The following is a 25,461-nucleotide window of genomic DNA, read 5'->3' as shown; positions in this document are numbered from 1 at the left end:
GATTTACACGGGGAGCAGAAGAACGTGGCAATTGTGCCGAAATATCCTCAGGTTTCGCTGCGGCGCGCAAAATAGACGCGAATAGCTTGGGACAAGACTTCTGCGTATTGCGCGCGTCCCGCTTCGGTGGTCAGCCGCGCACGGTCAGCCTCGTTGGTTACAAAGCCGCTTTCGAACAAAACTGCTGGCACGTCAGGCGCCCGCAACACCGCCAATGCAGCAGATCGGCGCGCTGAGGGATGGAACCGAAGCTTGCCCTCGCCTTCGCGAGCAATCAGCGAAGCGAATTCAGCGGCGTCATCCTGAGTTCTCGCTTGCGAAAGTTCGACCAAAATCGCGCTTACTTCCTCGCTTTGGCCTTCAATTTCGATTCCGTTCACACGGTCAGCATTGTTCTCGCGAGCTGCGAAACGGGCTGCTGCTTCGCTAGAGGCCTCGTTGGACAATGTATAAATGCTAGCGCCTGCGACTTCGCTCGCTTCACCGGCTGAATCGGCATGGATCGAGATAAACAAGTCCGCGCCTAATTGGCGGGCAATTTCAGGACGATCGCCCAGCGCAACGATACGATCATCTTCCCGCGTCATCGCAACCCGTACGCCGCCGCTTTCAAGCAAAGCTTCGCGAAGCGCGAGGCTAACCGCCAGAACCACATCTTTCTCATTGACCCCACCGCTAACAGAACCGGGATCCCGCCCGCCGTGCCCAGCGTCAATGACGACTAGTGGTCGGTCTTCTTCCTCTGGGCCGGCAATCGCAGGCAACTCTATTTGCTGGGATTCGGAATCGATCAGAAAGCTCAAAACATAATCGCGGCCCCATTCCGGAATGGGTATTTTGAAGCCGAACGCAATCGCACCACCAAGCAAAAGGGCGGGAATGGCGATCACGAGGATAAGGAGCGTCCGTATGCTCATTGCGTAACGTGCTTAGGATGTTGCGCAATGTAAGCGCAATAGAGTTGCGGGACGTAACCCACGATGCTACCACCCAAAACACTGAAACGACGGTTCTACGGGTGTTTATTAAGCATTCGCCGCCTAAAGTTTCTCCCGATTGGGCTCTTTACCGGCGTCAAACGCTCCGGGAGCCCGCACAACAGGTTGATGTAGTGACGAGACGCCTCTCCTCGCAGATAGATTCGCAGCGCCCATTTGGTGCTGGCGAAGATGCGAGCCTGAGCGCGGTATTTTCCCGCAACTCGATCACGGCAGACACGAATATCGCAGGCTCCTCGGTAACACGGCGAGATGCGAAGAAACCAAACTGCGCGGCACACCCGCGCTTAATTTCACCACATATTATACGCCCCCTGCGCGAGCCTTTGGCTGCGCGTGGCCGCGGCGTTTGGAGACAATTTAATGGCAACGCGCATGCTAATCGATGCGCGCCACTCGGAAGAAACCCGGGTGGCGGTGCTCAAAGGAAACCGAATTGAGGAATTCGATTTCGAATCTGCTGAACACAAGCAGATCAAAGGCAATATTTATCTAGCGAAGGTGACCCGGGTCGAACCGTCTCTGCAGGCGGCATTTGTCGACTTTGGCGGTAACCGCCACGGCTTCCTCGCGTTCAACGAAATCCACCCTGATTATTATCAGATCCCGTCCGAGGACCGTCAGGCATTGCTTGATGAAGAGGCTGAAGCCGCCGAAGAGGAAGCGCGCCTTCGCGACGAAGACGAGGAAGATGGAAACACTCCGGGCGACGAGTATGACGCCGAGGATGAAAGCGCAGAAGCGCTGGCCGAAGACCTTGCCGAAGATGGCCTTGAGGAAATCGATACGTCGGAAAAAGATAAAGTCGCGACAATCGAAGACGGCGCCTCGGATGAAGACGATTCGGACGACGAAGATGATGAAGACAGCGACGAGGAAGAAGCTGAAGACGATTCCTCTGATGAGAAGAAACCTCGCCGCGGACGCGGACGAGGCCGCGGGCGCCGCCGTCAGGGTAAAGGCGGCAAAGGTAACAACAAAGGCCGCAGCCGTGCCAAGCAGGTTGACGAGGTTCGCGCAAAGCGGATGGCGCTGCGCCGCCGTTATAAAATCCAGGACGTAATCCAGCGCCGCCAGGTTGTTCTGGTTCAAGTCGTTAAAGAAGAGCGCGGCAACAAAGGCGCTGCTCTTACCAGCTATCTCAGTCTTGCTGGCCGTTATACGGTCCTTATGCCGAACAGTTCGCATGGCGGCGGAATTAGCCGCAAGATCAGTTCATCCAGCGATCGCAAGCGCTTGAAGCAAGTTGTAAGCGACCTTACCCTGCCGAAAAGCATGGGTCTGATCGTCCGTACTGCCGGTCTCAGCCGGACAAAAACAGAGATCAAGCGTGACTTCGACTACCTCGCACGTTTGTGGGACGATATTCGTCAGACAACACTGGGCTCCACCGCGCCTAGCCTGGTTCATTCAGACAGCGACCTAATCAAACGCGCGATCCGCGACATATACAATCGCGAGATTGAAGAAGTGATCGTCGAGGGTGAAGACGGATACAAGCTCGCCAAAGGCTTTATGAAAATGCTCATGCCAAGCCATGCGAGGCGGGTAAAAGCCTATTCTGACCCTGTGCCGATGTTCCAGCGCTACGGCGCAGAAGATCAACTTAGGGCGATGTATGACCCGATGGTTCAGCTTAAGTCGGGCGGCTATCTGATCATCAACCCAACCGAAGCTCTCGTCTCGATCGATATTAACTCGGGCCGCTCCACCAAGGAACACGGTATCGAGCAGACAGCGCTTCATACCAACCTCGAAGCAGCACGCGAAATTGCTCGTCAGCTTCGCTTGCGCGATATGGCTGGTCTTGTTGTGATCGACTTCATCGACATGGAATACAATTCCAACGTCCGCAAAGTCGAAAAGGCTATGAAAGACGCCTTGAAGACCGACCGTGCCCGCATTCAAGTTGGCCGGATTTCAGGGTTTGGCTTGATGGAAATGAGCCGTCAGCGCCTTCGCACGGGCGTACTCGAAGCGACAACGCGCGAATGCCCGCATTGCGATGGCACCGGTCTTGTTCGTACAGCTTCGTCTGCAGGTCTTTCGGCACTGCGCCTGATCGAAGACGAAGCGGCCAAGGGCAAAGGCACCGTCATCAAACTGGGCGCCAGCACCGAAGCGGCGGTCTACATGCTCAACGAAAAGCGCAGCGAGCTGGTCGAGATTGAGCAGCGTTACGGCGTCACCGTAGAGGTTTCTCCTGAAGGAGAAGACGAGGGTGCGAAAATGACCGTGACTAGCGCTGGTCCGCGCCCTACTGAAGCACCCAAATTCGAACCGATCATCGACGAAGACGATGATGATGACGATATTCCGGAAGACATCGAAACTGATGAGGACGATGACGGCCACAAGAAAAAGCGCCGCCGCCGCCGTGGTGGCCGTGGGCGTGGCAAGAAACGTCATGACAACGATAGCGAAGACTCGGAAGAACAGTCGAACGACAACTCCGATGAAAACGCCCCTGCAGCGGGTGAAGACGATAATGGCGAAGATAAGCCGAAACGTCGCCGCCGCCGCGGTGGCCGTGGTCGCCGCAAGAAAACCGATGAAGGCGTGACCGAAATTGACGCAAAGAACCTCGAAGAGGTTTCAGAGCAAATCAAAGAAGACATGACTGTGGTCGCTGGACCGGATGATGCCCCTGAAACCGCTGCGGCTATGGCGGAAGAAAGTGCACCTGCTGAAAAGCCAAAGCGTAAACGCGCCCCGCGCAAGAAAAAGGCAGAGGAATCAGCTGACGCCGCTGCTGAGGCTGAAACCAAGGAAGAGGCTCCCGCCGAGGAAGCACCTGCCGAAAAGCCAAAGCGTAAGCGTGCGCCGCGCAAGAAAAAGGTAGAAGAGCCTGCTACCGACGCGGCGAGCGAAGAAGCACCAGTAGAAGAAAAACCGGCGAAGAAACCGGCGACCAAGCGTAAGCCTGCAGCCAAAAAAGCGGCGGAGGCTCCGGCTGAAACTGAAGAAGCTACCGGCGGTAAAAAGCGCGGTTGGTGGCAGCGGACTTTCGGGGAATAAAGTAAGCGTACTAGCAAGCCGGGCGGTCGATCAGACCCCCGGCTTGCGCGCTATTCCCCACTCATTCCAACCTGCAAATTTGGGTGCTTTGGGCAAATAGCCCTGCCCCATTGGCTCCACTTCAAAGCCAGCACTGCGGAATGCTGAACCGATCGGCCGAGTCAGGTGGCATCCGCCCGCCATCCGTTTCCAAACAGGTTCGATCCGATCCTGCCAGCCAGCGACTTTTGCATCGGGCGCCCGGCCATGCTCCAGAAACAGTGCTTGACCACCCGGGCGCAAGATACGTCGGAGTTCGCTAAGGACTTTCGCCGGATCCTGCACCGAGCATAATGTGAAGGTACAAACCACGCTGTCAAAAAAGCGGTCAGGAAACGGAATCGATTCGCCAATTCCCTGACGAATATCTGCGGGCCAGCCCTTTTCCTGGGCAGCGGCCCTGGCCTCTTCCAGCAAGCCGTCATGTGGATCGATACCGGAATAGCTGCTGATTGCCGGGGCGTTGTAGAATTGTTGGTTGATACCCCCGCCGCAGCCCAACTCAAACACATCGCCTTTTGCGAGCGGCACCAATTCAGCTCGGCGCTTCATCACCTGTCCCTGGCTGCAAGCGCAGGTAACAAGTCGCGGCATTATATGCGCATCATACCATTGGCTTAGTCCCACGCGCCCTCCTTTTCGCGAAGCAATCTTGCGGAGTGTAACGCAGATATCGAGAAGGGAAACAGTTTTCCTGACCGATGGTCAAAACCGCATCAGAGATCAAGCGGGAACTGCCTCGCCTTTGAAATCGAACACCATCCCGCTGTCCTCGGCCCTCAAGCCTGCCAAGACATCCAGCAGATTGTTCGCCGCATCGGACGGCTTTGTGAGTTGGCCATCGGGTAAATTCGTCTGGAATGGCTCCGATAGATCGCTGTTCACCGTGCCGGGATGCAGCCCGACAATTACGCCTTGCTTATGGGTACGTCCGATTTCCAACGCGAAATTCTTGAGCAACATATTCAGCGCCGCTTTTGATGCGCGATAAGAATGCCATCCGCCTAATCCATTGTCGCTGATTGATCCGACGCGCGCACTGATTGCCGAAAACACAAATCGATCAGCGCGCGGCATCAAGGGTAGAATGTATTTTGCGATCATCGCCGGGCCAATTGTGTTCAGTGCCAGCACCTGGCCCATGGCATCACCGTCAATCCGTTTATACGTCCGCTCAGGCCCTCTTCCGTCCGGCAACGTCAGTATTCCCGTCGCGATGATCACCCATTCCGGTGGCCGCTCCTTCATATGCTCAGCCGCAGCTTTGATTGAGGCCTCATCGGTCAGATCAAAATCGAATGGCACAAGGCGCGGGCCGGAGGGCTCAATGCCTTGGCGAGACCCACAATAGATCGTTTCGCATCCCTTTGCCGCAAGCGCGTGGCTCAGCGCGTGGCCAATTCCGCCAGTGCTGCCAAAGATTGCTGCAGTTCGAGGCCATTCAGGTGTCTTGATCATATTGGCTAAACAAAGGCAGCACACGCCCAGTTCCCAAGCAATCAAAACAGTGTGTGCTGAATGTTCTTCAACGGGTATCTCAAATGTCGCAACATTCTGCATCTTGCCTCAACACGCCAAGCCGTTAGATAGGTGGCAACAGACAACGGGATCAGAATACCATGGCGACTTTTACGCTTCCGAAGAACTCCAAGATCAAGAAGGACGGCAAAGTCCACAAGGCCGATGACGCCAAGCGGGTCAAGGGTTTCAAAGTGTATCGTTACGATCCCGATACCGGCAAAAACCCGCGTTACGACAAGTTTGAAATCGATCTTGATGAATGCGGCCCCATGGTTCTGGACGCTTTGTTCAAGATCAAGAACGAGATTGATCCAACGCTGACTTTCCGCCGGTCATGCCGCGAAGGGATTTGTGGATCATGCGCGATGAATATGAACGGCAAAAACGGACTTGCGTGCACAACCGCAATCGAAGATCTGAAGGGAAACGTTCAAATCACGCCGCTGCCGCACATGGACGTGATCAAAGACCTCGTGCCTGACTTCACGCATTTCTATGCGCAATACGAGTCTATCCGCCCATGGCTGCAAACGGTCAGCCCGACACCGTCGGGTAAGGAACGCCTTCAGTCCCCAGAGCAGCGCGAGCAGCTTGATGGGCTTTACGAGTGTATCCTTTGCGCGTGTTGTTCGACTTCGTGCCCGTCATATTGGTGGAATTCCGACAAATTTCTTGGCCCGGCAATCCTGCTTCAGGCTTACCGCTGGCTGGCCGATAGCCGCGATGAAATGACGGGTGAGCGCCTCGACCAGCTCGAAGACCCGTTCCGTCTTTATCGCTGCCACACGATCATGAACTGTGCGAATGTTTGCCCCAAAGGCCTTAGCCCGGCCAAGGCAATCGCAGAGACCAAGAAGATGATGGCCGAACGCGCGATCTAATCGTGGCGCTTAAAGACGACGTTTTCGATCATCTGCCTGATCCGGATAATCCGGGATGGCATCGCTGGAATCTCAAAGACGAAACGCTGTTCAATGGCGCTGTGATGGGCAAGCTCATCACGCGCCGTGAAGGCGACAAGTGCCGGTTGCGCATGTTTCCAGAGCGACGCCATGAGAATTTGCAGGGCATCATCCACGGTGCAGTTTCGCTGGGTCTGATCGACATCTCGATGTTCACGACCATGCACGTTGTCGGCTCGGGGAATGCCGGACCGTCTGTGACGCTGGAACTGTCAACCCAATTCATCGGCGGTGGAGATCCGTCGCGGCCACTCGATGCTGTGACGCAGATCATCCGCGAAACGGGCAAGCTCGTTTTTGTTCGCGGTGAGGTTCTTCAGGATGACGACACCGTCGCGGCTTTTAGCGGCATTATCCGCAAGTTTGTGCCGCGCAAGGGCGCATAGATGGCCGGTTTGTTGGCGCGCTATGAGCAACTGATCGCCTCGGGCGAGTTGCGTTCAGATCCCGATCAACGGCGCTGCGCTGCGCGACTCGATGCCCTTCAAAAAGAGATGGAGGCGCAAAGACCCGGCGGTTTGCTTGGGCAATTGTTCGGTCGAAAGCAGGCACAATCCAAAGGCGTTTACATGTGGGGCGGTGTTGGACGCGGAAAGTCCATGCTTATGGATTTGTTTCACGAAACTCTAAGTCTGGATGCAAAACGCCGCGCCCACTTTCACGCTTTCATGCAGGAAGTGCATCTTGAAATGCGGGAAGCCCGAAAGAGCGTAAGTGGCGACCCGATCCCCAAGGTTGCAGAGATCCTGGGCGAAAATATCCGCTGCCTCGCATTTGACGAAATGGTCGTGAACAACTCCGCAGATGCAATGATTATGAGCCGGCTTTTCACCCAGCTTATCCATGAGCAGAATGTCACGATTGTTACGACTTCCAACCGCCCTCCCGGCGACCTCTATAAAGACGGTTTGAACCGCGAACATTTCCTGCCCTTCATTGATCTGATCGAAGGCGAGCTGGATGTTGTCGGGCTCAACGGACCAACGGATTATCGCCTCGATCGGATTGGCGGGTTGGCCACGTGGCATACGCCGCTGGGCGATGCTTCGACCGATAAAGTGCGCGAGGTGTTTTTTCGTCTAACTGACTTTGCGCCGGAGGATGCCGAACATGTTCCGACAGAGGAATTGGCTGTCGGTGCAAACCGCACCCTGCATGTGCCCAAATCGCTAAAAGGGGTTGGCGTATTCAGCTTTAAACGGCTTTGCGAAGAAGCGCGCGGTGCGCCCGATTACCTCGCAATAGCGCGGCGGTTCCATACGGTTATAATTGTTGGAATTCCGGAAATGGGACCGGAGATGCGCAACGAAGCAGCGCGCTTTGTGACTTTGATCGATGCGCTTTACGAACACCGGGTGAAACTATTCGCGACGGCGGCTGCCCGTCCCGACGCTTTGTATTCCGCAGGGGACGGTAGTTTCGAGTTCGAAAGAACGGCGAGCCGGCTCAATGAAATGCAAAGCGATGAATACATGGCGCTCGGCCACGGCGCAGAACATTAAGTCTTAAGCAGCGGCAATCCGCTCAGCCAGTCGCGCTTGGGCTGCGACGAGACGGCTCATCACCTTCAAATCATGCTCGCGCAATTCAAGCGCTGCGTCCACCCACATTTCTGTGATCCGGTTCAATTCATCGAGTTCGAGCTGCCAAACTTTTTTGGTCGCCAATCGCGCGCCGACCATACCAGCGTGGCGGCGTTCGGATTTCTTAATGAAATCGCGGGTAGCGTTCAAACCGTCGCCCGGTTCTGCAAGCTGATGGACAATTCCCATGTCGTACATTTGTTCAGCGGTGTATGTCTCGTTTGACATGATAATCCGGTCCGCCATCGCGCTACCAAGCTTACGCGACAACAGCGCATGCGCGCCCATACCGGGATAGAGCCCAAACATGATTTCGGGCAGGCCAAACGTGGCCTGCCGCTCTGCGATGATAAAATCAAACGACAAGAGCGCTTCAAAACCGCCGCCCAGTGCAGTGCCCTGCACCAACCCAACGGTGAGCATTGGAATATCAAGAGTGCGGATATTCCGATCAAGTATCGCGCAGCACCGATGGCCGTAATTGACCAATCCATCTCGATCACGCTCTCGGATCAACTTCTGAAAAAGGTCGAGATCTCCGCCAAAGCAGAACACATCAGGCGAACGGCTTCCGAGTACGAGATAGCGCAACGGCACTTTATCGCGACCGAAACCCTGAGATATAAGGCTCTGCCAGCTTTCGAAGTCATTGAGCATCGCTGGAGTAAAGCTCGGACGCCCCTCTGGATTAATGTATGTCCAAAGGGTTGCTGTTGTGTCTTCATACAAAACATCAAGTTCTGTAAGATTGAATAGCGCGTCGGGAATAGAGGCATGGAGTGCGCTTTCAGCGTACAGTTCTTCGTCACCGATTAACGGGACTGCTCTGCTCGCGCTGCTATCCATTACGCATTACTCCAAACACAACCCGAATTTTATGAAAGCCGCTCTAAAACAGCTAACTTGCGACTGGCCTATAGGCTCTATGTTCTGAATGTTAAGCGAGTGGCGAGTTGATTGGCAATCAATAATTTACACTTATCCGGCAGCTTGAGTCTCAATCTGGGTCAAACATACAGTCAAAGTATAGCATCCACGAAATCAGCTATCCCGAGATTCCAAGCCGATTCAGCGATTTTTCCAGCATCAATATTTGCCAGAGTACTCGCGAATTGTCGCTACGGCCTGCTATGTGTGCATCGGCCAATTCGGATAATGTTTTAGCCGAGAACCAACCGGTCTCCGCAAGCAAAGAGCTGTTTGCAACACCGCGCACCTCATCCGCCAATGGCCCTCGAAACCAATCGGCAATCGGCGCTACAAATCCTTGCTTTGGCCGATAAAGAATGTCGTCTGGAAGGTATCTTTCCATGCATTTCTTGAGGAGAAATTTGCCCGTTCGACCTTTGATCCTCATTTTTTCAGGAAGGCGCGCCGCAAACTCCACTAGCCGGTGATCCAGCAGCGGCTCACGAGCCTCAAGGCTTACCGCCATGCTGGTGCGATCGACCTTGGTGAGAATGTCACCGGGCATCCAGAATTTCAAATCGGCATATTGCGCGCGGTCGAGGCCGCTTTGCGCAGGCGCACTTCGCATAAGCGCCACAAGCTCGTCCTCAGCGCGGTGGGTGCGCATCAAAGCAGAAAAACTTTCGGAATAAAGCGCATGACGTTGCTCCGGCGTCATCACTGAAAGTCCGCGCGCATACCCCTCGTCTCCGCCCTGGGCGAGTTCAAGAAAGGTCGATTTTGCCCGCAAAGGACGCGGAGCCCAGTCTGCCTTTGGCCAAACCCGCCCAAGCCCGCCAAACACCGTTTCGCGCAGCCCCGATGGAAGAACAGACCTGATGCGCTCTTGATGATGGTGAAAGACCTGGCGCCTATAGCCAGCGAACGCTTCGTCAGCACCGTCTCCCGAAAGCGCGACAGTAACTTTCTCCTTGGCAAGAGCGCACACCCTCCAAGTGGGCAATGCCGATGCATCCGCGAACGGCTCATCAAACATCCCGGCCAGTTCATCTATCGCGCCAAAGTCATTTTGGCCGACTGTGCGTGCGGTATGATCTGTCCCGAATTTCTCCGCGATCTGCTGCGCGTAACTGGTTTCGTCCAGCCCTGCGACATCAAATCCGATTGAGCACGTTCGGACGGGATCGGTGCTCGCTTCGCTCATCAATGCGACCACACTCGATGAATCAACGCCTCCCGAAAGAAACGCCCCAAGCGGCACATCTGATACCATGCGAGACTGGACCGCTTCTCGCATCAAGTGAACCAGTTCAGCCGAAAGGTCCGCTTCACTGCCCGTTTTTCGATCAGTGAAATCAATGTCCCACCACTGCTTGGAACCTTGTGGCCGCTTACCCTGCTCCAGCAGCATGAAATGTCCTGCAGGCAGTTTTTCAACACCTGCAAGGATGGAGTGCGTGTCGGGAACATAACCCCAGGTCAGATACGCATCGAGCGCTGCCGGATCAGCGTTCCTGCGCAGCAAAGGATGCGCGAGCAGACCCTTTAGCTCTGAAGCGAAAGCAATACTGCCATCCGAAAGACGGGCCAAGAACATTGGTTTTACACCAAATCGGTCACGGGCGAGCAGCAATTGACGTTTGTCGATGTCATACAGCGCAAAGGAAAACATGCCCTGGAGCTTTTCCAGGCAGCCGGTGCCCCAACGCTGCCAAGCGGCAAGGATCATCTCGGTGTCGCCCTGCGTCCGGAAACGGGCCCCACCTTTCTCGAGCTCGCTTCTCAGCTCTCTGAAATTGTAGATTTCACCGTTGAAGACAATCACCGCGCGGCCGTCTGCTGAATGCATTGGCTGCGGGGAGCCTTCCAGATCGATGATTGAAAGACGACGATGGCCAAGCCCTACACCATGTTCGGTCCAGACCCCTGCTCCGTCAGGCCCGCGATGCACCATCGCGTCGCACATCCGCTCGACCCGAACAGGATCGACCGGCTTAGGCGTTTCCGCATGAAAAATTCCGGCAATCCCGCACATAATGCTTCGGGACCTAGCTGATCGCCATTGGGTCGACAATCGCCGCGATCATTGCTGCGGCAAGGGCCATCGCCGCAATCGCGCCAGCTGCCGCAGAAACAGAGGTATTGGATTGCTCTGCTTTGTCGAGCCAAGGCCAGGTTTGTATTTCGTCAGCAGTCCAACCGTGATCGTCAGGCTCCCGTTCAAAATAGCGCCAAGCCCCGGCGATCAGGACGACGACAACGATGGCAAAGAATATCCAGCCATAGAATATGTGGTCAAAACCTGCCGCGAATTCGACACCTTGGCTCTGCGCGATATAGATTGTTCCCCATGCCCTGATACCATTGGCAATGATCGGAATGATGATGGATGCAGCCAGAAAGGCAATCCGGCGGCGCCAGCTATCAAATCGGGTGAAACAAACCAGCACGGCAAGGGTGATCATGGCGATCAGGAATTTTACGCCAGAACACGCCTCGGCCACGATGAACAATCCAACTGGCGTTTCGATGTATATCCCATCAACCACCGCTGGAATGCCGCTTAAATGCGTGAGCGCAATAGCAATTTCAGCCGTAACCATCTGCAATGCCGGTATCAATTCATCGCCAAAGGGCACAAGGAAGGTGGCAAACGCGAGCGGAAGCGCAAGCGCTATTGAAGCTCTCAACCCAAGCGTCGCGACAACTGCCCCCTGCACCGCGCCCACCGCACCGGCATGCGCGAACAGATTGATGTCAGTCAGCCTTCCGACCAGCCATAACCCAAGACCTGCGGCTATGAGCAAAAGTCCCGGCGCCCATGGTTTTGGAGTGATTTTTTGCAGCTCATCCGTGCGCAGCCAAACAAGCCATATTAGGATAAGCGGCACCAGAAGGATGTGAGAATATGTATCTATGTTCCACCATTGATGGAACATCTCGCCCCATTCACGCGCGGTAACGACACCCAGTCCGAGAAAAGAGAGAGCAAACAAACCGAGCGGCCCGCGCCAGTTTTCAGGAACGTGATCCAGTACACCTTCCTGACGCCATGAGGATTGCGGAGTAGTTGCTTCAGGCGGCATTGCGCGCCTCCGCATGACCGGTAGCAACCATCGTTTCCAAAGGCGCTAACATCGCATCCCAAGCATGGTGCTTCAGCACGAAAGCCCTCGCCTTTTCCCCCATCCGGTCATTTGCTGACGGATCCATAACCGTCGCAGCGACACGTTTTATCATTGCCTCAGGATCCGCTGGGCAAACCATCCAGTGTTCCCCGTCGCCCGCGGGAATGCCGGTTGCAGCTTCCGGCGTCGCCAAGACAGGCTTCGCCATCGCCATTGCCTCGAGCACTTTGTTCTGCACTCCGCGAGCGATCAACAAAGGCGCAAGAACGCAGTCTGCAGCCGCAATAAACGGTCTGACATCGGGTACTTCCCCATGAATTGTCAGGCCCGGATCACCTTGATGGGCAAGCAGTTTTGCAGTCGGGTTGCGTCCGACAATATGAAATTCTGCATCAGGGTAGACGGTGCGTGCAGCGGGCAGAAAATTGTCGATCACCCACAAAGCGGCTTGCTCATTCGGGCGGTAATCCATCTGACCAGTAAAGGTAAAATGCGGGCCTGAACGCGCGGCGATTTTCGCATCGCCTTCGACAGCCTTCTGATCGAAAAATTCGGCATCAATGCCGTTCCCCAGAACAGTCACGTTGGTTCCATCTGAGGACTTCAACCGGCTGCGGAACAGCTGGGCTTCGTTTTCCGTGATAAGGATCGTCGTGTCGGAACGCTTGCATAACCGCTCTTCTTCAGCGGCCAATAGGCGCCCTTCCCGCGAGTTTAGCCACACGCGTTCCCCGGCTTCGGCATAGCCTTCAAACTTCGCGCTATCGACATCGCAAAGGTCAATCACAACGCGGCCATCAAAGTCATCGGGAACATACTGGCCCATCTGACCAGAGAAGATCACAATGGTTGCAATATTCTGAGCCGCAATCGTTTCACAGACCCAGCTTTGCAGCTTCGCGCTGTGGAATGCCGTCAGACTGACAGGCTTGTTTAAAAGGACTGCTTCTGCGCCAGCAAGGACCAAGGGCTTTGAGCGATTTACAACGCAACGGCTCGCGCAGATTGCCTGCAACTCCGCTTCACCCATGCGATCCTCATCACTTTCGGCAAAACAACCTGCGTGGACCGGCGCAATAGAGGCAAGCTTGCGCAACAAATGGTGCGCACGGATTTTGTCCCCGCGATTGGGCGGAAAAGGCACTCTGTGCGCCAGGAAAAGAATGTCGCCCATTATCAGTTCTGTCAGGCCAAATCGCGCGCGATCCACGGGCCAATCACATTTGCGACAGGCAGTGGAAGCTTTTTCCAAAGCTCGATCTTGCGGCTGTACGCGTCACTAGTCGGATCAATATCACGACCTTCCTCGCGCGGAGCCGTCCACTCGCCATACTTCAATGGTACCGGCTCAAAGCCCCAGTTTTTCTTGAAATTGTAAGGTCCGCTTCCGGTCTTTGACCGCCCGAAGTCAAAACGCTTCATGCCGCGCCCACGTGCATGCAGCATTAGCTTGTAGTACATGAGTTCATTCGCGCGCTCGTTTCGCGCAGCAAACGTTCCGCCGCCCCAGAACGGCAAAACAGCGCCGCCATGATAAAACGAGAACAAGCTTGAAATAGGCTTCCCGTCTTTAAAGACAGTCAGGATGTCGCTCTCATTCGGAAAAGCATCGAGCATTGCCTTGAACAACTTGCGAGGGAAAACCGGCGTACCAAGATTGCGCACGCTTTCGCTGTAGACCGTATAGTGCGCATCAAGATCGCGCTGTTCACGCGCGATGCGTATTTCGAGATCTTTTTTCAGACCTTTACGAACTTCGGCGCGGGCCTTGCGCGGAATTGCGAGCAATTCTTCTTCATCATCCTCGGCAAGGTCGCGTTCGAACCCGCAATGCTTGTCTTCCCAACGAGGCCAATCCTGAGGAATTGCACCCCCGCGCGTCTCTATGCTGCAAAAACCTGCATTGGCCGCATGGTGCTGCGCTGCCTTGGCGAGTGCGTTTACCGCATCATTGCTCTCTGCAAGGATACCTCCACCGACGCCAAAGCCGCTCGAAACCAAAGTATTCGCGAACAATAGCGAACGCACTTCGGTCAGCGGCAGCCATCCGGTAATCACGCCGAGCTGTTCGGTGATGATGCCTGTAGCAGTTTTGCCGGTGCCAGCCTCCACAGCTTGCAACCACACAGGCCGATGGAACACACTCGCGCCTTGATCGCTGACGAATTCATCAATCCGCGCAACGGTTGCCGGATCGCGAAGATCAGCAAAACGCGCTACGTGGGAGAGTTTCACCGGCGCATTCACGCCGCAACATCCTTATCAGCCACATCGACAAAGAATTGGCCAGCACGCGCGGCTTCACGCGCGGCAACTTCATTCATCCTGCCCCAAGCAAATTCGTTAGCGAGATCGCTCAATTTACCGGCCATCTGTTCGAGGCCGGTATAGTGACGCAATTTTGACCGAAGGGGCGCATTGGGAACGCGCGGTTGATCAGGGTCTATCTCCCATGGGTGGAAGTAGAACACCGCAGGGCGCTCGTCCCGGCTGTTCACTTGGCGGATTGCCCAACGCGAAAATGCATAAGGCAGAACGCGGAAAAACCCGCCTCCGCCCGCGGCAACACGCTTCCCGCCCAGTATGGCCGTGGTGACCGGAATTTCGATCATGTCCGACCAAGAAAGGGGGCGGAACGCGAAGCGCGGTGCTTCGCGCCAACCATAGTGATCATGGGTGATCGGCGCGACGCTGGACGAATAGATGTAACCTTGCTCGGCAAGTTCCGCGAACGCCCATGTGTTGCGTTGATCAATTGAAAAGCTGGGAGCGCGGTAGCCGGTGACCGGTTGACCGCAGGCATCTTGCAAGATTGCCTGCGCCTTCGCGAGGTCAGCACCAAAAGCTGGCTGATCAAAGGTGAACACCCGAGCGTGATCGTAACCATGGCTAGCGACTTCGTGACCCGCATCCGCGATCCGGCGAATTAGCGCTGGATGGCGCTCTGCGATCCAGCCAAGCGTAAAGAATGTCGCTTTCACATCAGCTGCGTCGAACAGATCAATGATCCGGCTCACATTATCCTCGACCCGCGTCTTCAGACCGTCCCAGTCGCTGCGTTCGATTACATTTTCGAACGCACCGACCTGAAACCAGTCTTCCACGTCAACAGAAAGACCGTTGACGATTGCGGAGCTATGAATTGCAGCGGGAGTGGTCCCGTTCATCGTTACGCTGCCTCGCGCGATTTATCGTTCTCAAGCCATTCGATCAGCATGGTGAGTACGTGCCGGAACGACTGTTCCTGCTCCTCCAGACGCTGTTCAATGCGGCTGAGTGCAGCATTCACTTCCGCCTCAGACGGTTCATCCGAGAACGGTGCTGCTTCCGCGATCGGTGCGATGCCAGCGGCCTGCAGATCGCTTAAAGCCGCTTCGAGTTCGGCAGTGCGCTCGTCTCTTTGCGCGAGCAATGCGGCGACTTCGGTAGCGGGCACACTATCTATGTCCTGCTCCTCGGCAGGCTCGGCGGTTTCCACCGATGGCTCAATGCTGAGCGGGCTTGGCTGCGAGCTTGAACCGCGCGCTGTATCCGTGCCCATCTCTTCGATTACTGCATCGAGCATTTCAGTCGTTAGAGCGTCTTGCTCTTCAATCGCTCCAAGCAGCAGCAACCGGTTCATCACCTGATTGACGCGGCGCGGAATACCATCTGTCGCTTCGAACAATGCTGGCAGCAAACCCGGGCGAAGCGTTGGTCGCCCTTGCCAACCGACATGTTTCAGACGGTGGAGAATGTAATCCTCCACTTCCTCAGCATCGAGAGCCTCAAGATGGTGCGATGCGATGATCCGCTGACGCAGCTGATCGAGATCGGGGTGCTGCGCGAGTGTGCGGCGAAACTCCGGCTGACCCAGCAACAAAGTCTGAAGCAAAGGATGCGAGCCAAGCTGAAAATTTGACAGCATCCGCATTTCTTCGAGAGCTGTGAGATCAAGGCTTTGACATTCATCCACGATCAGCAAGCAACGCTTACCTTCGCGGGCCTCGTCCTGCAGGAATCGCTCGATTGCACCCAATGCCGCGGCCTTGTCCTGACCTTCGACCGGGATGCCAAATGCCTGGGCAACCACGTGGATCAGCTCATTCCCGTCCAAGGCGCTCGTCACGACTTGCGCGACGGTCATCTCTTCTGGATTGGTTCGATCCATCAAATGGGCGACCAAGGTTGATTTACCCGCGCCCACCTCACCAGTGATCACAACGAACCCTTCGCCCTGATTGAGGCCGTATCCAAGATACGACATCGCCTTCCTATGGCTTGAACTCTCGAAATAGAATTCGGGATCGGGAGTCAGTTGAAATGGCCGTCCGCTAAACCCGTAAAATTGATCGTACATGAGTGTGTAGCTCCAAAGATCAGAAGTTGTAGCGCAGGCCAAGCAGCGCAGTTGCGGTGGCGAAATCTTCGTCGGTGAAGTCGCTATCGATGTAGTCAACAGAGAGCGCCGCGCGGGCGGTCAGCTTGTTGGTCAGCGAACGGCCATAGGCCGCCGAAGCGCCAAAGCCTGTCGCATCGCCATTGTCTGTGCCGCTATCGAACCAGTTGACGTACGCATTGGCCGCAAAGGTCGCGCTGCGACCAATCGGACGGTTGATGCCGCCGGCGATGTAGTAGCTTTCATCGATCACGCCATCGACCGCTTCAAGCACTGTGCCTTCTGCGCCGATAAACTCGCGGCGGTCATAGCCTGCGCCGATCACGGCAGTGGCTGTGCCAATGTTGCGTTGATAGCTGGCGTTGACACCGCGGCCACGGAATGCGGACGAACGGACCGAACCGAGCGAATTGACGAGGCCAGAGCCTTCTTGTCCGCTGACAAGTCCGCCAAAGTCACCTGATACCGGATTGCGCAAGACATCAAAGTCAGTGCCCAAATCGGCAAGCGCGTTGTTCAAACGTCCGCCAAATCCGCTCACACCGTCGTAAACATTGACGTTGAAGGAACTGCGGCTGCTTGGTGCGTAGGCAAAGCTGCCGTAGTAGGTCGTTGAATCGTACCGACGCCCGACACTCGCAGCGAGCGATGTGCGCGCACTTGGACGCCAGAGCACGCCAACGTCCCAAAGCAAGCCGTCCACATCAAATGCAAGGATACGCGGTGATGCTTCGTCTGTGACAAGGCGTCCCGCAGCATCGCGAACCAGATCACCGTTCACATCGCGCAGTGCATCGCGGCTCGACACTTCGACATTTTCGTAACCGACACCGCCGACCAAAGCGAGCGAGTCCGTTACCGGCAAGGTCAAATCACCGCGAACGTATACGTCACGAACACGCTGATCGAGGTTGGAAATGTCTTCCTGATAGAAGCCGCCCGTTACACCGACACCAACTGGCAATGGATCGCCAGCCCGCGTCCCTGCCCGCAATTGGGCATTGTACGTAACACTGTCGTCAAACACATCGACCGGATCGCCGTTCTGATCGAACACCGTGTTATCGGCTTCGAACCGGTTATAGCCGACGCGTGCAAGGCCAGAGACTTCAACCGAGCCGACCTGAGTGCTCAGGCTAGGCCCGGCATATACACTGTAAAGCTGACTAGCAGCGTCTTCACTAACTTGGGGGTTCGGCGAAACAGCTCCGCCGCCATCAACGCGGGTGCGGCTAGCCAAACCACCAGCCTCAAATGTCAAAGCCCGCGGGATCAAAGAGACATAGCCCCGCGCAATACCGCTGACAGTGTTGGTATCGACAGCATCATCGCCGTAGCCGATATTGCGCTCATACCGGACCGATACCGAGGCGCCGCTGTTGCGGCCCTGAGCATTCACATCGATGCCGGCAGCGACCTGTGTGAAGGTTACAACGTCATCACCCGGCTGCAATTCTGCGGACAGGATCTGGTTGACCTCAATGTAAGGCTGGACAGAAACAACGCGCGGGGCGTCTTCTGCTTCCTGAGCATTGGCTGATGTAGCAAAAAGAGCGCTTGCAGCGCCAACGAGTAAGCAGGTGCGAATGTTCTTCATGATCATTCCTCACTTTCGCCATAATCGCCAAAGCGGCGACCGGACGGACTGAAATGCGTTGCGTTGAGCAACAGTTTGATATTCGGGCAGGCCGAAAGAAGTTGCTGAGCGTCTTCAAGCGCAGCGCGACTTGTTTCATCGGCACGAACGACAAGGACCGTTTGGCCCACATGCGCTGCCAGTTCGGCTGCAGCCGACGCAGCAAGCGCAGGCGGCGTATCGAATATGACGTAACGGTTGGGCGCACCGCGGGTTAGACGGTCAAGAATTTCACCGGTGTGCTCGCTTGCCAGCAGTTCAGAATCGTTCGCGCTGGTAGTGCCGGCTGGCAGAATAAACAGCCCTTCGATATCGGTCTTGATCGCAAGCTTTTCCGGGCGAAGTGACGGATTGGCCAATGCATCCATAAGGCCGCGTCCTGCTTCAATCCCCAAACGTTTGGCGACAGAAGGTCGGATCACATCTGCATCGACCAGCAAAACCTCGGCATCGCGTTCGGCGGCAAGTGCGATTGCGAGATTGATCGCGCAATAGGTTTTACCTTCGCCCTGATGCGGGGAGCAAACCAGAATGCGGCGCTGTTTGGCGTCACGCCTGACGCGCGCATCAGCAATGATGTCCCGCTTCACGATACGGAACTCTTCGAGAAGCGCTGTTACCGGATTTTCCGGAACGATCAGGCCCGCATCCTGCAGGTTCCAGCGTTCGATATCCTGATATGGGCCGGAAAGGCTTACAGCCGGTTCTGGCTCCGGTTCAGGGGCCACTTGCGGGGCGACCTCTACAGGAGCTTGCATGCCCGTTGGAATGCGCGCAGCCGGTGGCGCAGGCTGAGCCTGGGCCGGCTGCGGCTTAACTTGCGGCCTGCTTGGCTTAGGCAAATTGGTCGGTACTTTGGCCGGGCCAAGATTGTCCAACCCAAATACGCGATCTGCACGCTCCAACAGTGAAGCCCGCTTTGCGGTATCTTTATTGATCTTGCTCTGTTCGGTCATTCTCTGTGTCCTCCGAGCCCGATCACGCGACTGTTCCGACCGAGACAACCTCGATCGCGAGCAGAATCACAAACACTCCGACAAGCCCTGCACAGGCCCCGGCGAATTGTTTGAAACGCCGCTTTTGAAGCGAGCGCGCGGCTTCGGAAATGGTGAGCGAGATGGACCCGATCACCGGCATATCGAATGTACGTTCAAGCTTTTGCGGTGTGGCAAAACTCGATTTCAGCTGGCCGAGCCCATAGGCAACAGCCCCGCCCGCGCCGAGACCCACAATCAAGACGCCCAGCAGCAATAGAGGGCGGTTGGGCGCAGCGGGTTTCTGCGGCACGACAGGAGGGTCAATCAGGTCGAATTTGAACTGGCTGGTCTCGTCCTCAACATTGCCGCGCGTGCGAAGCTCTTCGCGATCCTGAAGGCGATCTTCGTAGTTCTTCTGAAGCACTTCATAGTCGCGGCTGATGCGGTTCGCTTCGGCAGCGACTTCTGGCTCACTCGCCTGACTCGCCATCAATGTTGCAACCGTCGATTGCAACGCGGCGCGGCGGGCTTGAAGAGATTCGACCGATGCCTGGCGGTCCGAACGGATCGCCACCAGCGATGAATATGCGGGATTTGGCGTGCCAGCATCTGAATCAGGTCCAGCGTTTTCAACCTGTTGACGCAGCAATACGACCTGCTTGGTTGTGGCGATAACATCAGGGTGACCGTCTTTCAGGCCGCGCCCGCGCAATTCTGCAAGTTGGCCTTGCGCCTGCAACAATGCAGCGCGCGGTCCGGTGGCATTCGGTCCGCCCGCAATGGTGCGAGGGGTGTTCCCAAGCTGACCATTAATCGCGGCCAAAGAGCTGGTCGCAGCGGCTAGATTGGCGTCGATATCGCGAAGCTCGGTTCGTGCTTGCTGTATCTTCGTAGAAAGGGTCGTGGTGCCGCCAATCAATTCAGGATACTGTGCTTCAAAAGCCAAGCGGCGCTCTTCAGCCGCTTCAAGCTCTGCCCTGCGCTCTTCGAGCTGATCGTCTAATTCGGCGATCGCGCTGTTGATGCTCGCGCGGCTGCCAGAAATGTGTTCTTCACGAAAAATATCGAGCAGTTTCTGGACTACATTGCGCGCGAGCACCGCGTTCTCTGCGTCGGACAAGCGGCCTTCGCCAACCGTCGCGACGATTTCAAACAGGTTGTCCTGCTGGCTCGTAACTTCGACACGCTCCGCAAGGTCGGCAACGGCCGCGTCCATTTGCGTTGTTTCAGTGATTTCTTCGCCCAGCTTAGTCGAGCTGATCACCTTTTTCAGGTTTTTCGTGCTGACCAGAGTTTGGCGAACCTTCATGATTTCATCACGACCATCACCGGCAATGTCCAATTGGTCCGAAAGCACATCTTCTTCGTCAACGTAGATGCGCGCCTTCGATTCGTAGGAATTGGGAATGGTCGAAACCGCCAGCCAGCCCAGCAGGCAAACGCCCCACGCAACAGCAATTGCGATCCAGCGGCGATGCCAGACCGAATAGAGCGCCGAGCGCAGTTCTTCGATAATCTCGTTCATAAATCAGCGCGCCCGTTAGAAACGGCTCTCCGGAATAGAAATGGTATCGCCCGGTTTCAGAGCGACGTTGGCGCTGGGATCACCTTTGTTCAGGAGATCTTTCAGGCGCAGCCGATATGTCACGTTCTTGTCGAGCTCCGCGTCGAAGCGCGTCAAAGTGGCCCGGTTTCCAGCGGCAAACTCGCCCAAACCGCCAACAGCGATCATCGCGTCGAGCACGGTCATGTTCGCCCGGTAAGCAAGAGCGGCAGGCTCTGCACCGGCACCAGTGATCCGGATTTGCTGCGGCAAGGCGCCGTTGAACTCATTCACAATGACAGAAACGATTGGCTGCTCGATATACTCGCTCAGCTCTTCCTTAATATCGTCCTGAAGCTGTGTCGGGGTCTTGCCCACGGCGACCATGTCCTGAACCAACGGAATCGTGATTCGGCCATCAGGCCGGACTTGAATATCTTCCGCTGACAGTTCCGGATTCCGCCAAACATGAACGGTGATCTGATCAAGAGGCCCCAGGATGTAATTCTCGGTCGGGGCTTCATTCGTTCCGGTTGTGAACGTGGCAGGCGGCAGTTGGGTGCTTGGACCTCCAGCGCACGCGGCTAACGCGAGCGGAGCCGCGACAAGTGCAGCGAGACGGGTGAGAGACAGCGAATTAAGCATCGATACGTATCCTTGGCCTTGGTTCGGCGGCCCTCGATACGTGGATGCAGGAGCGACCTGCTGTACCGGGGCACGCGAATGACCCGATCTCTCTGGCTGAAAATGGTGAACATAATATTAGTGATATCGCCCGATTTCGCTTCCTATCCCGTTTCGGGACAAAGGTTTAACAGGCGTTAACGTAAACCTAGGTAAGCAGCTCCGCCGCTGGCCCGTGCCCCAGAAATGCCGAGGGTGAGGCGGTCGCTCCATAAGCACCGGCACAGAATACCGCGACCAGATCGCCAACCTCCGCACGCGGAAGGTGCGCAAAATCTGCAAGCCGGTCCAGCGGTGTGCAGAGACACCCGACGACGTTAACTACATCGTCTGGCTCGGCATCAAAATGGCTCGCAATCGCAACAGGATAATTGCGCCTTACAACTGTGCCAAAGTTCCCCGATGCAGCAAGCTGATGATGCAATCCGCCATCGGTGACGAGATAGGTCGTGCCGTGGCTTTCTTTGCGATCAATCACGCGGCACAGATACACACCCGCTTCTCCGACCAGATAACGTCCTAGCTCAAGACACAGCTCCGTATTGGCCAACTCGTCTGGAAGTTCGGATACCCGCTCATGCAGCGCAGCACCGATTGCCTTTAGATCAACCGCTTCATCGCCTGGGAAATAGGGAATACCAAGGCCGCCGCCCATATTAAGCTTGGGCAAGGGCTTGCCGATTTCCTGCGTAAGTTCCACCGCCAAATTCAGCACGTTAGACTGCGCTTCTATGATTGCATCTGCATTCAGCGCCTGGCTGCCAGTGAAAATATGCAAGCCGCGCCATTCGGCGCCTTGAGCGGTGATTTTCTTGGCGAGCGCAGGGACTTTGTCCGCATCCACGCCAAATTGCTTTGCGCCCCCACCCATCTTCATCCCCGAACCTTTAAGCTCGAAAGACGGATTTACGCGGATCGCGATCTTTGGTGTTTTGCCAATGCGATGGGCGATTATCAGCGAGCGTTTTGCCTCACCCTCTGATTCGCAATTGAGCGTGACCCCAGCTGCAATTGCGGCCTCCAACTCATCATCGCGCTTGCCCGGCCCAGCAAAACTGACACGTTTCGCATCAATTCCCGCAGCTTCCGTCATCGCCAACTCGCCCGACGATGCAATATCGAAGCCATCCACCAGCGGCTCCATATGACGGACGACATCGGGATGCGGATTTGCTTTGATCGCATAGTTTACGCCGATGCGGCTCGGCAAAGCCGCTCGCAGATCGGCTACGCGCGCATCCAAGTGCTCGCGCGAATAAACAAATAGCGGCGTCCTGCCCGCTTGCTCGACAAGTTCGCTTGCTTTGCGGCCCGCGATCGCAAGCTCGCCGTCAATCGCCATGTATCCTGCGGGGATAGGTCCAAGTGGCTTGGTCTTCATACCGCCTCTTCTCCTGAAAGTTCACGATAAAGAGCCGTACGATCAATCTTTCCATTGGGATTGAGAGGCATCGCATCACGCCAGTGAATTGCTTGCGGTTGCATAAAGTTGGGCAATTCCTGTCTTAATATCTTGGGCAGTTCGGACCGTTCTTCGGCGCTTTCAGCGCCGCGCACAACGAGATGCACGGCATGACCCAAACGGGCATCGGGCAACCCCAAAGCCACCGCTTCGGCAACAAGATCGGTTGCGATGGCGGCTTCTTCAATCTCTTGCGGGCTGATACGGTTGCCTGCGCTTTTAATCATCGCATCGCGGCGTCCGACAAAGTACAGCAATCCGTTCTCTTCGCGTTTAACCCGATCACCGGACCAAACCGCGGTGCCGCCATATTGGGACTGGAGCGGAGCAGGTTTAAACCGCTGTGCTGTTCGCTCCGAATCCTGCCAATATCCTTGCGCAACCAAAGGACCGCAGTGAACCAATTCACCCTCGGATCCGGGAGAGGCAATTTCGCCCTTATCATTGATCACTAGGATCTCTGCGAAAGGAATCGCCCTACCCATTGAAGTTGGATGCTTTTCCACAAGCGCAGGATCGAGATATGTCGAGCGGAACGCTTCGGTTAATCCGTACATCGCATAAAGATCGGAATCAGGAAAAATTTTGCGCAGATCGCGCACCAGATCTGTTGTCAAAGCGCCGCCACTATTGGTCATGCGGCGCATCGATGAAACTGCATCATCGGGCCAATCGATCTCCGTCAATTGCACCCACAACGGAGGCACAGCCGCGAGGGTTGTAATCGAGTGTTTCGCGCACGCCTTTGCAACATCGCGCGGAAACAGGAAATCCAGCGGAACAACACTGCCGCCAGCGAACCATGTCGACAGCAGTTGGTTCTGACCGTAATCAAATGACAGCGGCAGGACGGCCAGTGTCACATCGTCTTGCGCAATGCCGAGGTAATGCGCGACACTTACGGCACCGAGCCATAGGTTTGCGTGGCTCAGCATCACCCCTTTCGGGCGACCGGTAGAACCACTGGTGTAGAGAATCGCGGTGAGCTCACCCGGATCGCGTTCTGAGGGTCCATGTGCCAAGCTTGCGTTCTGCGCTGCCTCAAGACATTCACTTTCTTCCCAAACTGCGCAGCTCGGCGGTGCGTCCCCTTCTTCGAGCGCAGCAATACGTGATTTGGTGCCGACCAGCATGACCGCGCCGCTATCAGCGAGAATATGGGCCGCTTGGGCGCGTTTGAGGAGTGGATTGATGGGCACATGGACCAAGCCCGCTCTTGCCGCTGCGAGAGGCATCAGACACGTCAGCTCGCCTTTGGCAGACCATGTCGCGACCCTCGCGCCTTTGCCTGGCAGTTCGCGGGCCAACCAACCTGCGAGCCGTTCGACACGCAGTCTTAACTCATCGTGGTTAAGCACACCTTCGCGTAAGACCAATGCCGGACGCGCTCCGTAACCACCCTCGCCCGCCAACTCGGCCAGGTGATCAAGTGGCCGCGGTGCTGGATCTGGCTCGATAGCGTTCGTTTTTGGTCGATTAGACATGAAGTTCCGTGGAGCACATTTGGGTGATTGAAGTTAGGTATCACGATAGCGTTAACGTCTTGCAAGGCCCGTCTTTGCAAGATGTGGCTTCGTGTGCGGCATCACCGTTTGATCGGCCAGAGTGGTTTGACTTGCTCAAGGACATCGGTTTTGATCCTCTTGTCGTATCGGCACATGACGGGACCGGTTCGGCAGCGATTGTTTTGCAGGCAACCGAGGGCCGCGCATCAGCGCTGCGGAACTGGTACAGTTTCACCTGGCGGCCGCTGATCGCAGACAACGCTTTGCAGGATGCAAAGCTTCAAGCGATTGCCCGTGATCTAAGAGCTCGCTTTCACCGAACTACACTTGATCAGGTCCCCGATGAGGATGGTTCGGCAACGCGCCTCGCCAGATCGTTTGCGGCGGCCGGATGGCGTGTCGAAGTGACCACTTGCGACACCAATCACATTTTGTTCGTGAACAGGCGGAGTTTTGCCGAATACTGGGCATCGCGCCCCGGTCGCCTCCGGACTACTCTAAAGCGTAAGGCCAAGAAGGTCTCCGTTTCTGTATTGACCACGTTCGATGCCCAAGCATGGGACCAATACGAACGGATTTATGCAGCAAGCTGGAAACCTGCTGAGGGCAATCCGGCCATGCTGAAAGCCTTTGCAAATCAAGAATCGAACGCTGGCCGTTTGCGATTGGGGCTCGCCTTCTACGAAGATGAGCCGATCGCCGCACAGTTCTGGACTGTCGAAAACGGGATCGCCTACATTCATAAGCTCGCCCACCTCGAAAGTCACAAGAACCTGTCCGCGGGCACCACGCTTTCAGCGGCGCTCTTTGAGCACGTGATAGACAAAGACGGTGTAACCCTAGTCGACTTCGGAACAGGTGATCAGCCTTACAAGGCGGACTGGATGGACAGCATCCGGCCTCGTTACCGGATCGATTGCCTCAACATGCGTTCGGTTAAAGGGTGGATCGATTTGGGCCGGCTCGCATTGGGACGGTTACGAACGCCAGAGGTGCCGGAACTTGCACGCGAACCCCGCTCTGGCTAAGGCGCGCTCCACGAGGACGGGGTTTTGGCGCTTTGCCGTCATTCCTACGGTCATTGCCGAATGCAAGGGATCTACACTGGCATGAGCCCG

The 25,461-nt window shown here is 56.0% G+C and carries 21 protein-coding genes; 5 read left to right on the top strand and 16 right to left on the bottom strand.

The window, feature by feature from the left end:
* Positions 1-47: 47 nt before the first annotated feature.
* Positions 48-917: an N-acetylmuramoyl-L-alanine amidase family protein gene (locus tag KCG46_RS11495; protein ID WP_218405579.1), complete on the bottom strand. Its 870-nt coding sequence runs from the start codon at positions 915-917 to the stop codon at positions 48-50.
* A 444-nt stretch (positions 918-1,361) separates the two neighbouring features.
* Here KCG46_RS11495 and KCG46_RS11490 point away from each other — a divergent pair, with 444 nt between their 5' ends.
* Positions 1,362-4,016 carry an Rne/Rng family ribonuclease gene (locus tag KCG46_RS11490; RefSeq protein ID WP_218405578.1) on the top strand — a complete coding sequence of 885 codons (2,655 nt, stop codon included), beginning with the start codon at positions 1,362-1,364 and terminating at the stop codon, positions 4,014-4,016.
* Between the two features lie 30 nt (positions 4,017-4,046).
* Here the strand turns inward: KCG46_RS11490 and KCG46_RS11485 are convergent, their stop codons facing one another.
* On the bottom strand, positions 4,047-4,649 hold the full coding sequence (locus KCG46_RS11485; RefSeq protein ID WP_218405663.1) for a class I SAM-dependent methyltransferase: 603 nt from the start codon (positions 4,647-4,649) through the stop codon (positions 4,047-4,049).
* 129 nt (positions 4,650-4,778) lie between these two features.
* Positions 4,779-5,513 carry an SDR family NAD(P)-dependent oxidoreductase gene (locus KCG46_RS11480; protein ID WP_218405577.1) on the bottom strand — a complete coding sequence of 245 codons (735 nt, stop codon included), beginning with the start codon at positions 5,511-5,513 and terminating at the stop codon, positions 4,779-4,781.
* Positions 5,514-5,674: 161 nt separating this feature from the next.
* Between KCG46_RS11480 and KCG46_RS11475 the strand changes: the two genes are divergently transcribed.
* The 3 genes from KCG46_RS11475 to zapE are packed head-to-tail and all read left to right on the top strand — an operon-like array spanning position 5,675 to position 8,040.
* Positions 5,675-6,457: a succinate dehydrogenase iron-sulfur subunit gene (locus KCG46_RS11475; RefSeq protein WP_218405576.1), complete on the top strand. Its 783-nt coding sequence runs from the start codon at positions 5,675-5,677 to the stop codon at positions 6,455-6,457.
* Positions 6,458-6,459: 2 nt separating this feature from the next.
* Positions 6,460-6,924, top strand: a complete 465-nt coding sequence (locus tag KCG46_RS11470; protein ID WP_218405575.1) for a PaaI family thioesterase — start codon at positions 6,460-6,462, stop codon at positions 6,922-6,924.
* On the top strand, positions 6,925-8,040 hold the full coding sequence (gene zapE / locus KCG46_RS11465) for a cell division protein ZapE (protein WP_218405574.1): 1,116 nt from the start codon (positions 6,925-6,927) through the stop codon (positions 8,038-8,040).
* Positions 8,041-8,043: 3 nt separating this feature from the next.
* Here zapE and KCG46_RS11460 read toward each other — a convergent pair whose 3' ends face one another.
* From KCG46_RS11460 to KCG46_RS11400, 13 genes are all read right to left on the bottom strand, one after another.
* Entirely contained in the window at positions 8,044-8,967 is a 924-nt protein-coding gene (locus KCG46_RS11460; protein WP_218405573.1) for a crotonase/enoyl-CoA hydratase family protein, read from the bottom strand.
* A gap of 199 nt (positions 8,968-9,166) precedes the next feature.
* Positions 9,167-11,065, bottom strand: a complete 1,899-nt coding sequence (locus KCG46_RS11455; RefSeq protein WP_218405662.1) for an XrtA/PEP-CTERM system amidotransferase — start codon at positions 11,063-11,065, stop codon at positions 9,167-9,169.
* Between the two features lie 13 nt (positions 11,066-11,078).
* Positions 11,079-12,116, bottom strand: a complete 1,038-nt coding sequence (gene xrtA, locus KCG46_RS11450; protein WP_218405572.1) for an exosortase A — start codon at positions 12,114-12,116, stop codon at positions 11,079-11,081.
* Complete coding sequence (locus KCG46_RS11445) at positions 12,106-13,332, bottom strand: TIGR03087 family PEP-CTERM/XrtA system glycosyltransferase (RefSeq protein WP_218405571.1); 1,227 nt, start codon at positions 13,330-13,332, stop codon at positions 12,106-12,108. Before KCG46_RS11445 ends, xrtA begins: the two co-directional genes overlap by 11 nt.
* Positions 13,333-13,343: 11 nt before the next feature.
* Positions 13,344-14,405 (bottom strand): FemAB family XrtA/PEP-CTERM system-associated protein, encoded by a 1,062-nt coding sequence (locus KCG46_RS11440; RefSeq protein WP_218405570.1) that lies wholly within the window; start codon positions 14,403-14,405, stop codon positions 13,344-13,346.
* On the bottom strand, positions 14,402-15,325 hold the full coding sequence (locus KCG46_RS11435) for an XrtA system polysaccharide deacetylase (protein WP_218405569.1): 924 nt from the start codon (positions 15,323-15,325) through the stop codon (positions 14,402-14,404). The genes KCG46_RS11440 and KCG46_RS11435 overlap by 4 nt, the downstream gene beginning before the upstream one ends.
* Before the next feature lie 2 nt (positions 15,326-15,327).
* A complete protein-coding gene (locus KCG46_RS11430) occupies positions 15,328-16,497 on the bottom strand; it encodes an XrtA/PEP-CTERM system-associated ATPase (RefSeq protein WP_218405568.1) in 1,170 nt (389 codons plus the stop codon).
* A gap of 19 nt (positions 16,498-16,516) precedes the next feature.
* Positions 16,517-18,133, bottom strand: coding sequence for a preprotein translocase subunit YajC (locus KCG46_RS11425; RefSeq protein WP_255551982.1), 1,617 nt, complete (start codon positions 18,131-18,133; stop codon positions 16,517-16,519).
* Between the two features lie 2 nt (positions 18,134-18,135).
* Positions 18,136-19,128 carry an AAA family ATPase gene (locus KCG46_RS11420; RefSeq protein WP_218405566.1) on the bottom strand — a complete coding sequence of 331 codons (993 nt, stop codon included), beginning with the start codon at positions 19,126-19,128 and terminating at the stop codon, positions 18,136-18,138.
* A 22-nt stretch (positions 19,129-19,150) separates the two neighbouring features.
* Complete coding sequence (locus KCG46_RS11415) at positions 19,151-20,674, bottom strand: XrtA system polysaccharide chain length determinant (RefSeq protein ID WP_218405565.1); 1,524 nt, start codon at positions 20,672-20,674, stop codon at positions 19,151-19,153.
* 15 nt (positions 20,675-20,689) lie between these two features.
* On the bottom strand, positions 20,690-21,337 hold the full coding sequence (locus KCG46_RS11410; RefSeq protein WP_218405564.1) for an XrtA/PEP-CTERM system exopolysaccharide export protein: 648 nt from the start codon (positions 21,335-21,337) through the stop codon (positions 20,690-20,692).
* Positions 21,338-21,524: 187 nt separating this feature from the next.
* On the bottom strand, positions 21,525-22,757 hold the full coding sequence (locus KCG46_RS11405; RefSeq protein ID WP_218405563.1) for a pyridoxal-dependent decarboxylase, exosortase A system-associated: 1,233 nt from the start codon (positions 22,755-22,757) through the stop codon (positions 21,525-21,527).
* The gene (locus KCG46_RS11400; protein ID WP_218405562.1) at positions 22,754-24,322 is read right to left on the bottom strand and encodes an acyl-CoA ligase (AMP-forming), exosortase A system-associated; all 1,569 of its coding nucleotides are present in this window, start codon (positions 24,320-24,322) and stop codon (positions 22,754-22,756) included. Before KCG46_RS11400 ends, KCG46_RS11405 begins: the two co-directional genes overlap by 4 nt.
* A gap of 23 nt (positions 24,323-24,345) precedes the next feature.
* On the opposite strand from KCG46_RS11400, the gene KCG46_RS11395 reads away from it, so the two are divergent.
* Positions 24,346-25,371 carry a GNAT family N-acetyltransferase gene (locus KCG46_RS11395; RefSeq protein ID WP_369410213.1) on the top strand — a complete coding sequence of 342 codons (1,026 nt, stop codon included), beginning with the start codon at positions 24,346-24,348 and terminating at the stop codon, positions 25,369-25,371.
* Positions 25,372-25,461: the final 90 nt, after the last annotated feature.

Source organism: Erythrobacter crassostreae (assembly GCF_019204045.1).
GTDB lineage: Bacteria > Pseudomonadota > Alphaproteobacteria > Sphingomonadales > Sphingomonadaceae > Erythrobacter > Erythrobacter crassostreae.
This window is presented reverse-complemented; position numbering and strand designations above follow the sequence as displayed.

What these genes read in the sequence shown, in the direction of transcription:
- KCG46_RS11445 (WP_218405571.1), bottom strand. Translation starts at nt 13,332, where the DNA reads ATGGGCGACATTCTTTTCCTGGCGCACAGAGTGCCTTTTCCGCCCAAT.
- KCG46_RS11425 (WP_255551982.1), bottom strand. Translation starts at nt 18,133, where the DNA reads ATGAAGAACATTCGCACCTGCTTACTCGTTGGCGCTGCAAGCGCTCTT.
- KCG46_RS11480 (WP_218405577.1), bottom strand. Translation starts at nt 5,513, where the DNA reads ATGATCAAGACACCTGAATGGCCTCGAACTGCAGCAATCTTTGGCAGC.
- KCG46_RS11490 (WP_218405578.1), top strand. Translation starts at nt 1,362, where the DNA reads ATGGCAACGCGCATGCTAATCGATGCGCGCCACTCGGAAGAAACCCGG.
- KCG46_RS11400 (WP_218405562.1), bottom strand. Translation starts at nt 24,322, where the DNA reads ATGTCTAATCGACCAAAAACGAACGCTATCGAGCCAGATCCAGCACCG.
- KCG46_RS11435 (WP_218405569.1), bottom strand. Translation starts at nt 15,325, where the DNA reads ATGAACGGGACCACTCCCGCTGCAATTCATAGCTCCGCAATCGTCAAC.
- KCG46_RS11420 (WP_218405566.1), bottom strand. Translation starts at nt 19,128, where the DNA reads ATGACCGAACAGAGCAAGATCAATAAAGATACCGCAAAGCGGGCTTCA.
- KCG46_RS11475 (WP_218405576.1), top strand. Translation starts at nt 5,675, where the DNA reads ATGGCGACTTTTACGCTTCCGAAGAACTCCAAGATCAAGAAGGACGGC.
- KCG46_RS11455 (WP_218405662.1), bottom strand. Translation starts at nt 11,065, where the DNA reads ATGTGCGGGATTGCCGGAATTTTTCATGCGGAAACGCCTAAGCCGGTC.
- KCG46_RS11415 (WP_218405565.1), bottom strand. Translation starts at nt 20,674, where the DNA reads ATGAACGAGATTATCGAAGAACTGCGCTCGGCGCTCTATTCGGTCTGG.
- zapE (WP_218405574.1), top strand. Translation starts at nt 6,925, where the DNA reads ATGGCCGGTTTGTTGGCGCGCTATGAGCAACTGATCGCCTCGGGCGAG.
- xrtA (WP_218405572.1), bottom strand. Translation starts at nt 12,116, where the DNA reads ATGCCGCCTGAAGCAACTACTCCGCAATCCTCATGGCGTCAGGAAGGT.
- KCG46_RS11430 (WP_218405568.1), bottom strand. Translation starts at nt 16,497, where the DNA reads ATGTACGATCAATTTTACGGGTTTAGCGGACGGCCATTTCAACTGACT.
- KCG46_RS11495 (WP_218405579.1), bottom strand. Translation starts at nt 917, where the DNA reads ATGAGCATACGGACGCTCCTTATCCTCGTGATCGCCATTCCCGCCCTT.
- KCG46_RS11460 (WP_218405573.1), bottom strand. Translation starts at nt 8,967, where the DNA reads ATGGATAGCAGCGCGAGCAGAGCAGTCCCGTTAATCGGTGACGAAGAA.
- KCG46_RS11485 (WP_218405663.1), bottom strand. Translation starts at nt 4,649, where the DNA reads ATGCCGCGACTTGTTACCTGCGCTTGCAGCCAGGGACAGGTGATGAAG.
- KCG46_RS11405 (WP_218405563.1), bottom strand. Translation starts at nt 22,757, where the DNA reads ATGAAGACCAAGCCACTTGGACCTATCCCCGCAGGATACATGGCGATT.
- KCG46_RS11410 (WP_218405564.1), bottom strand. Translation starts at nt 21,337, where the DNA reads ATGCTTAATTCGCTGTCTCTCACCCGTCTCGCTGCACTTGTCGCGGCT.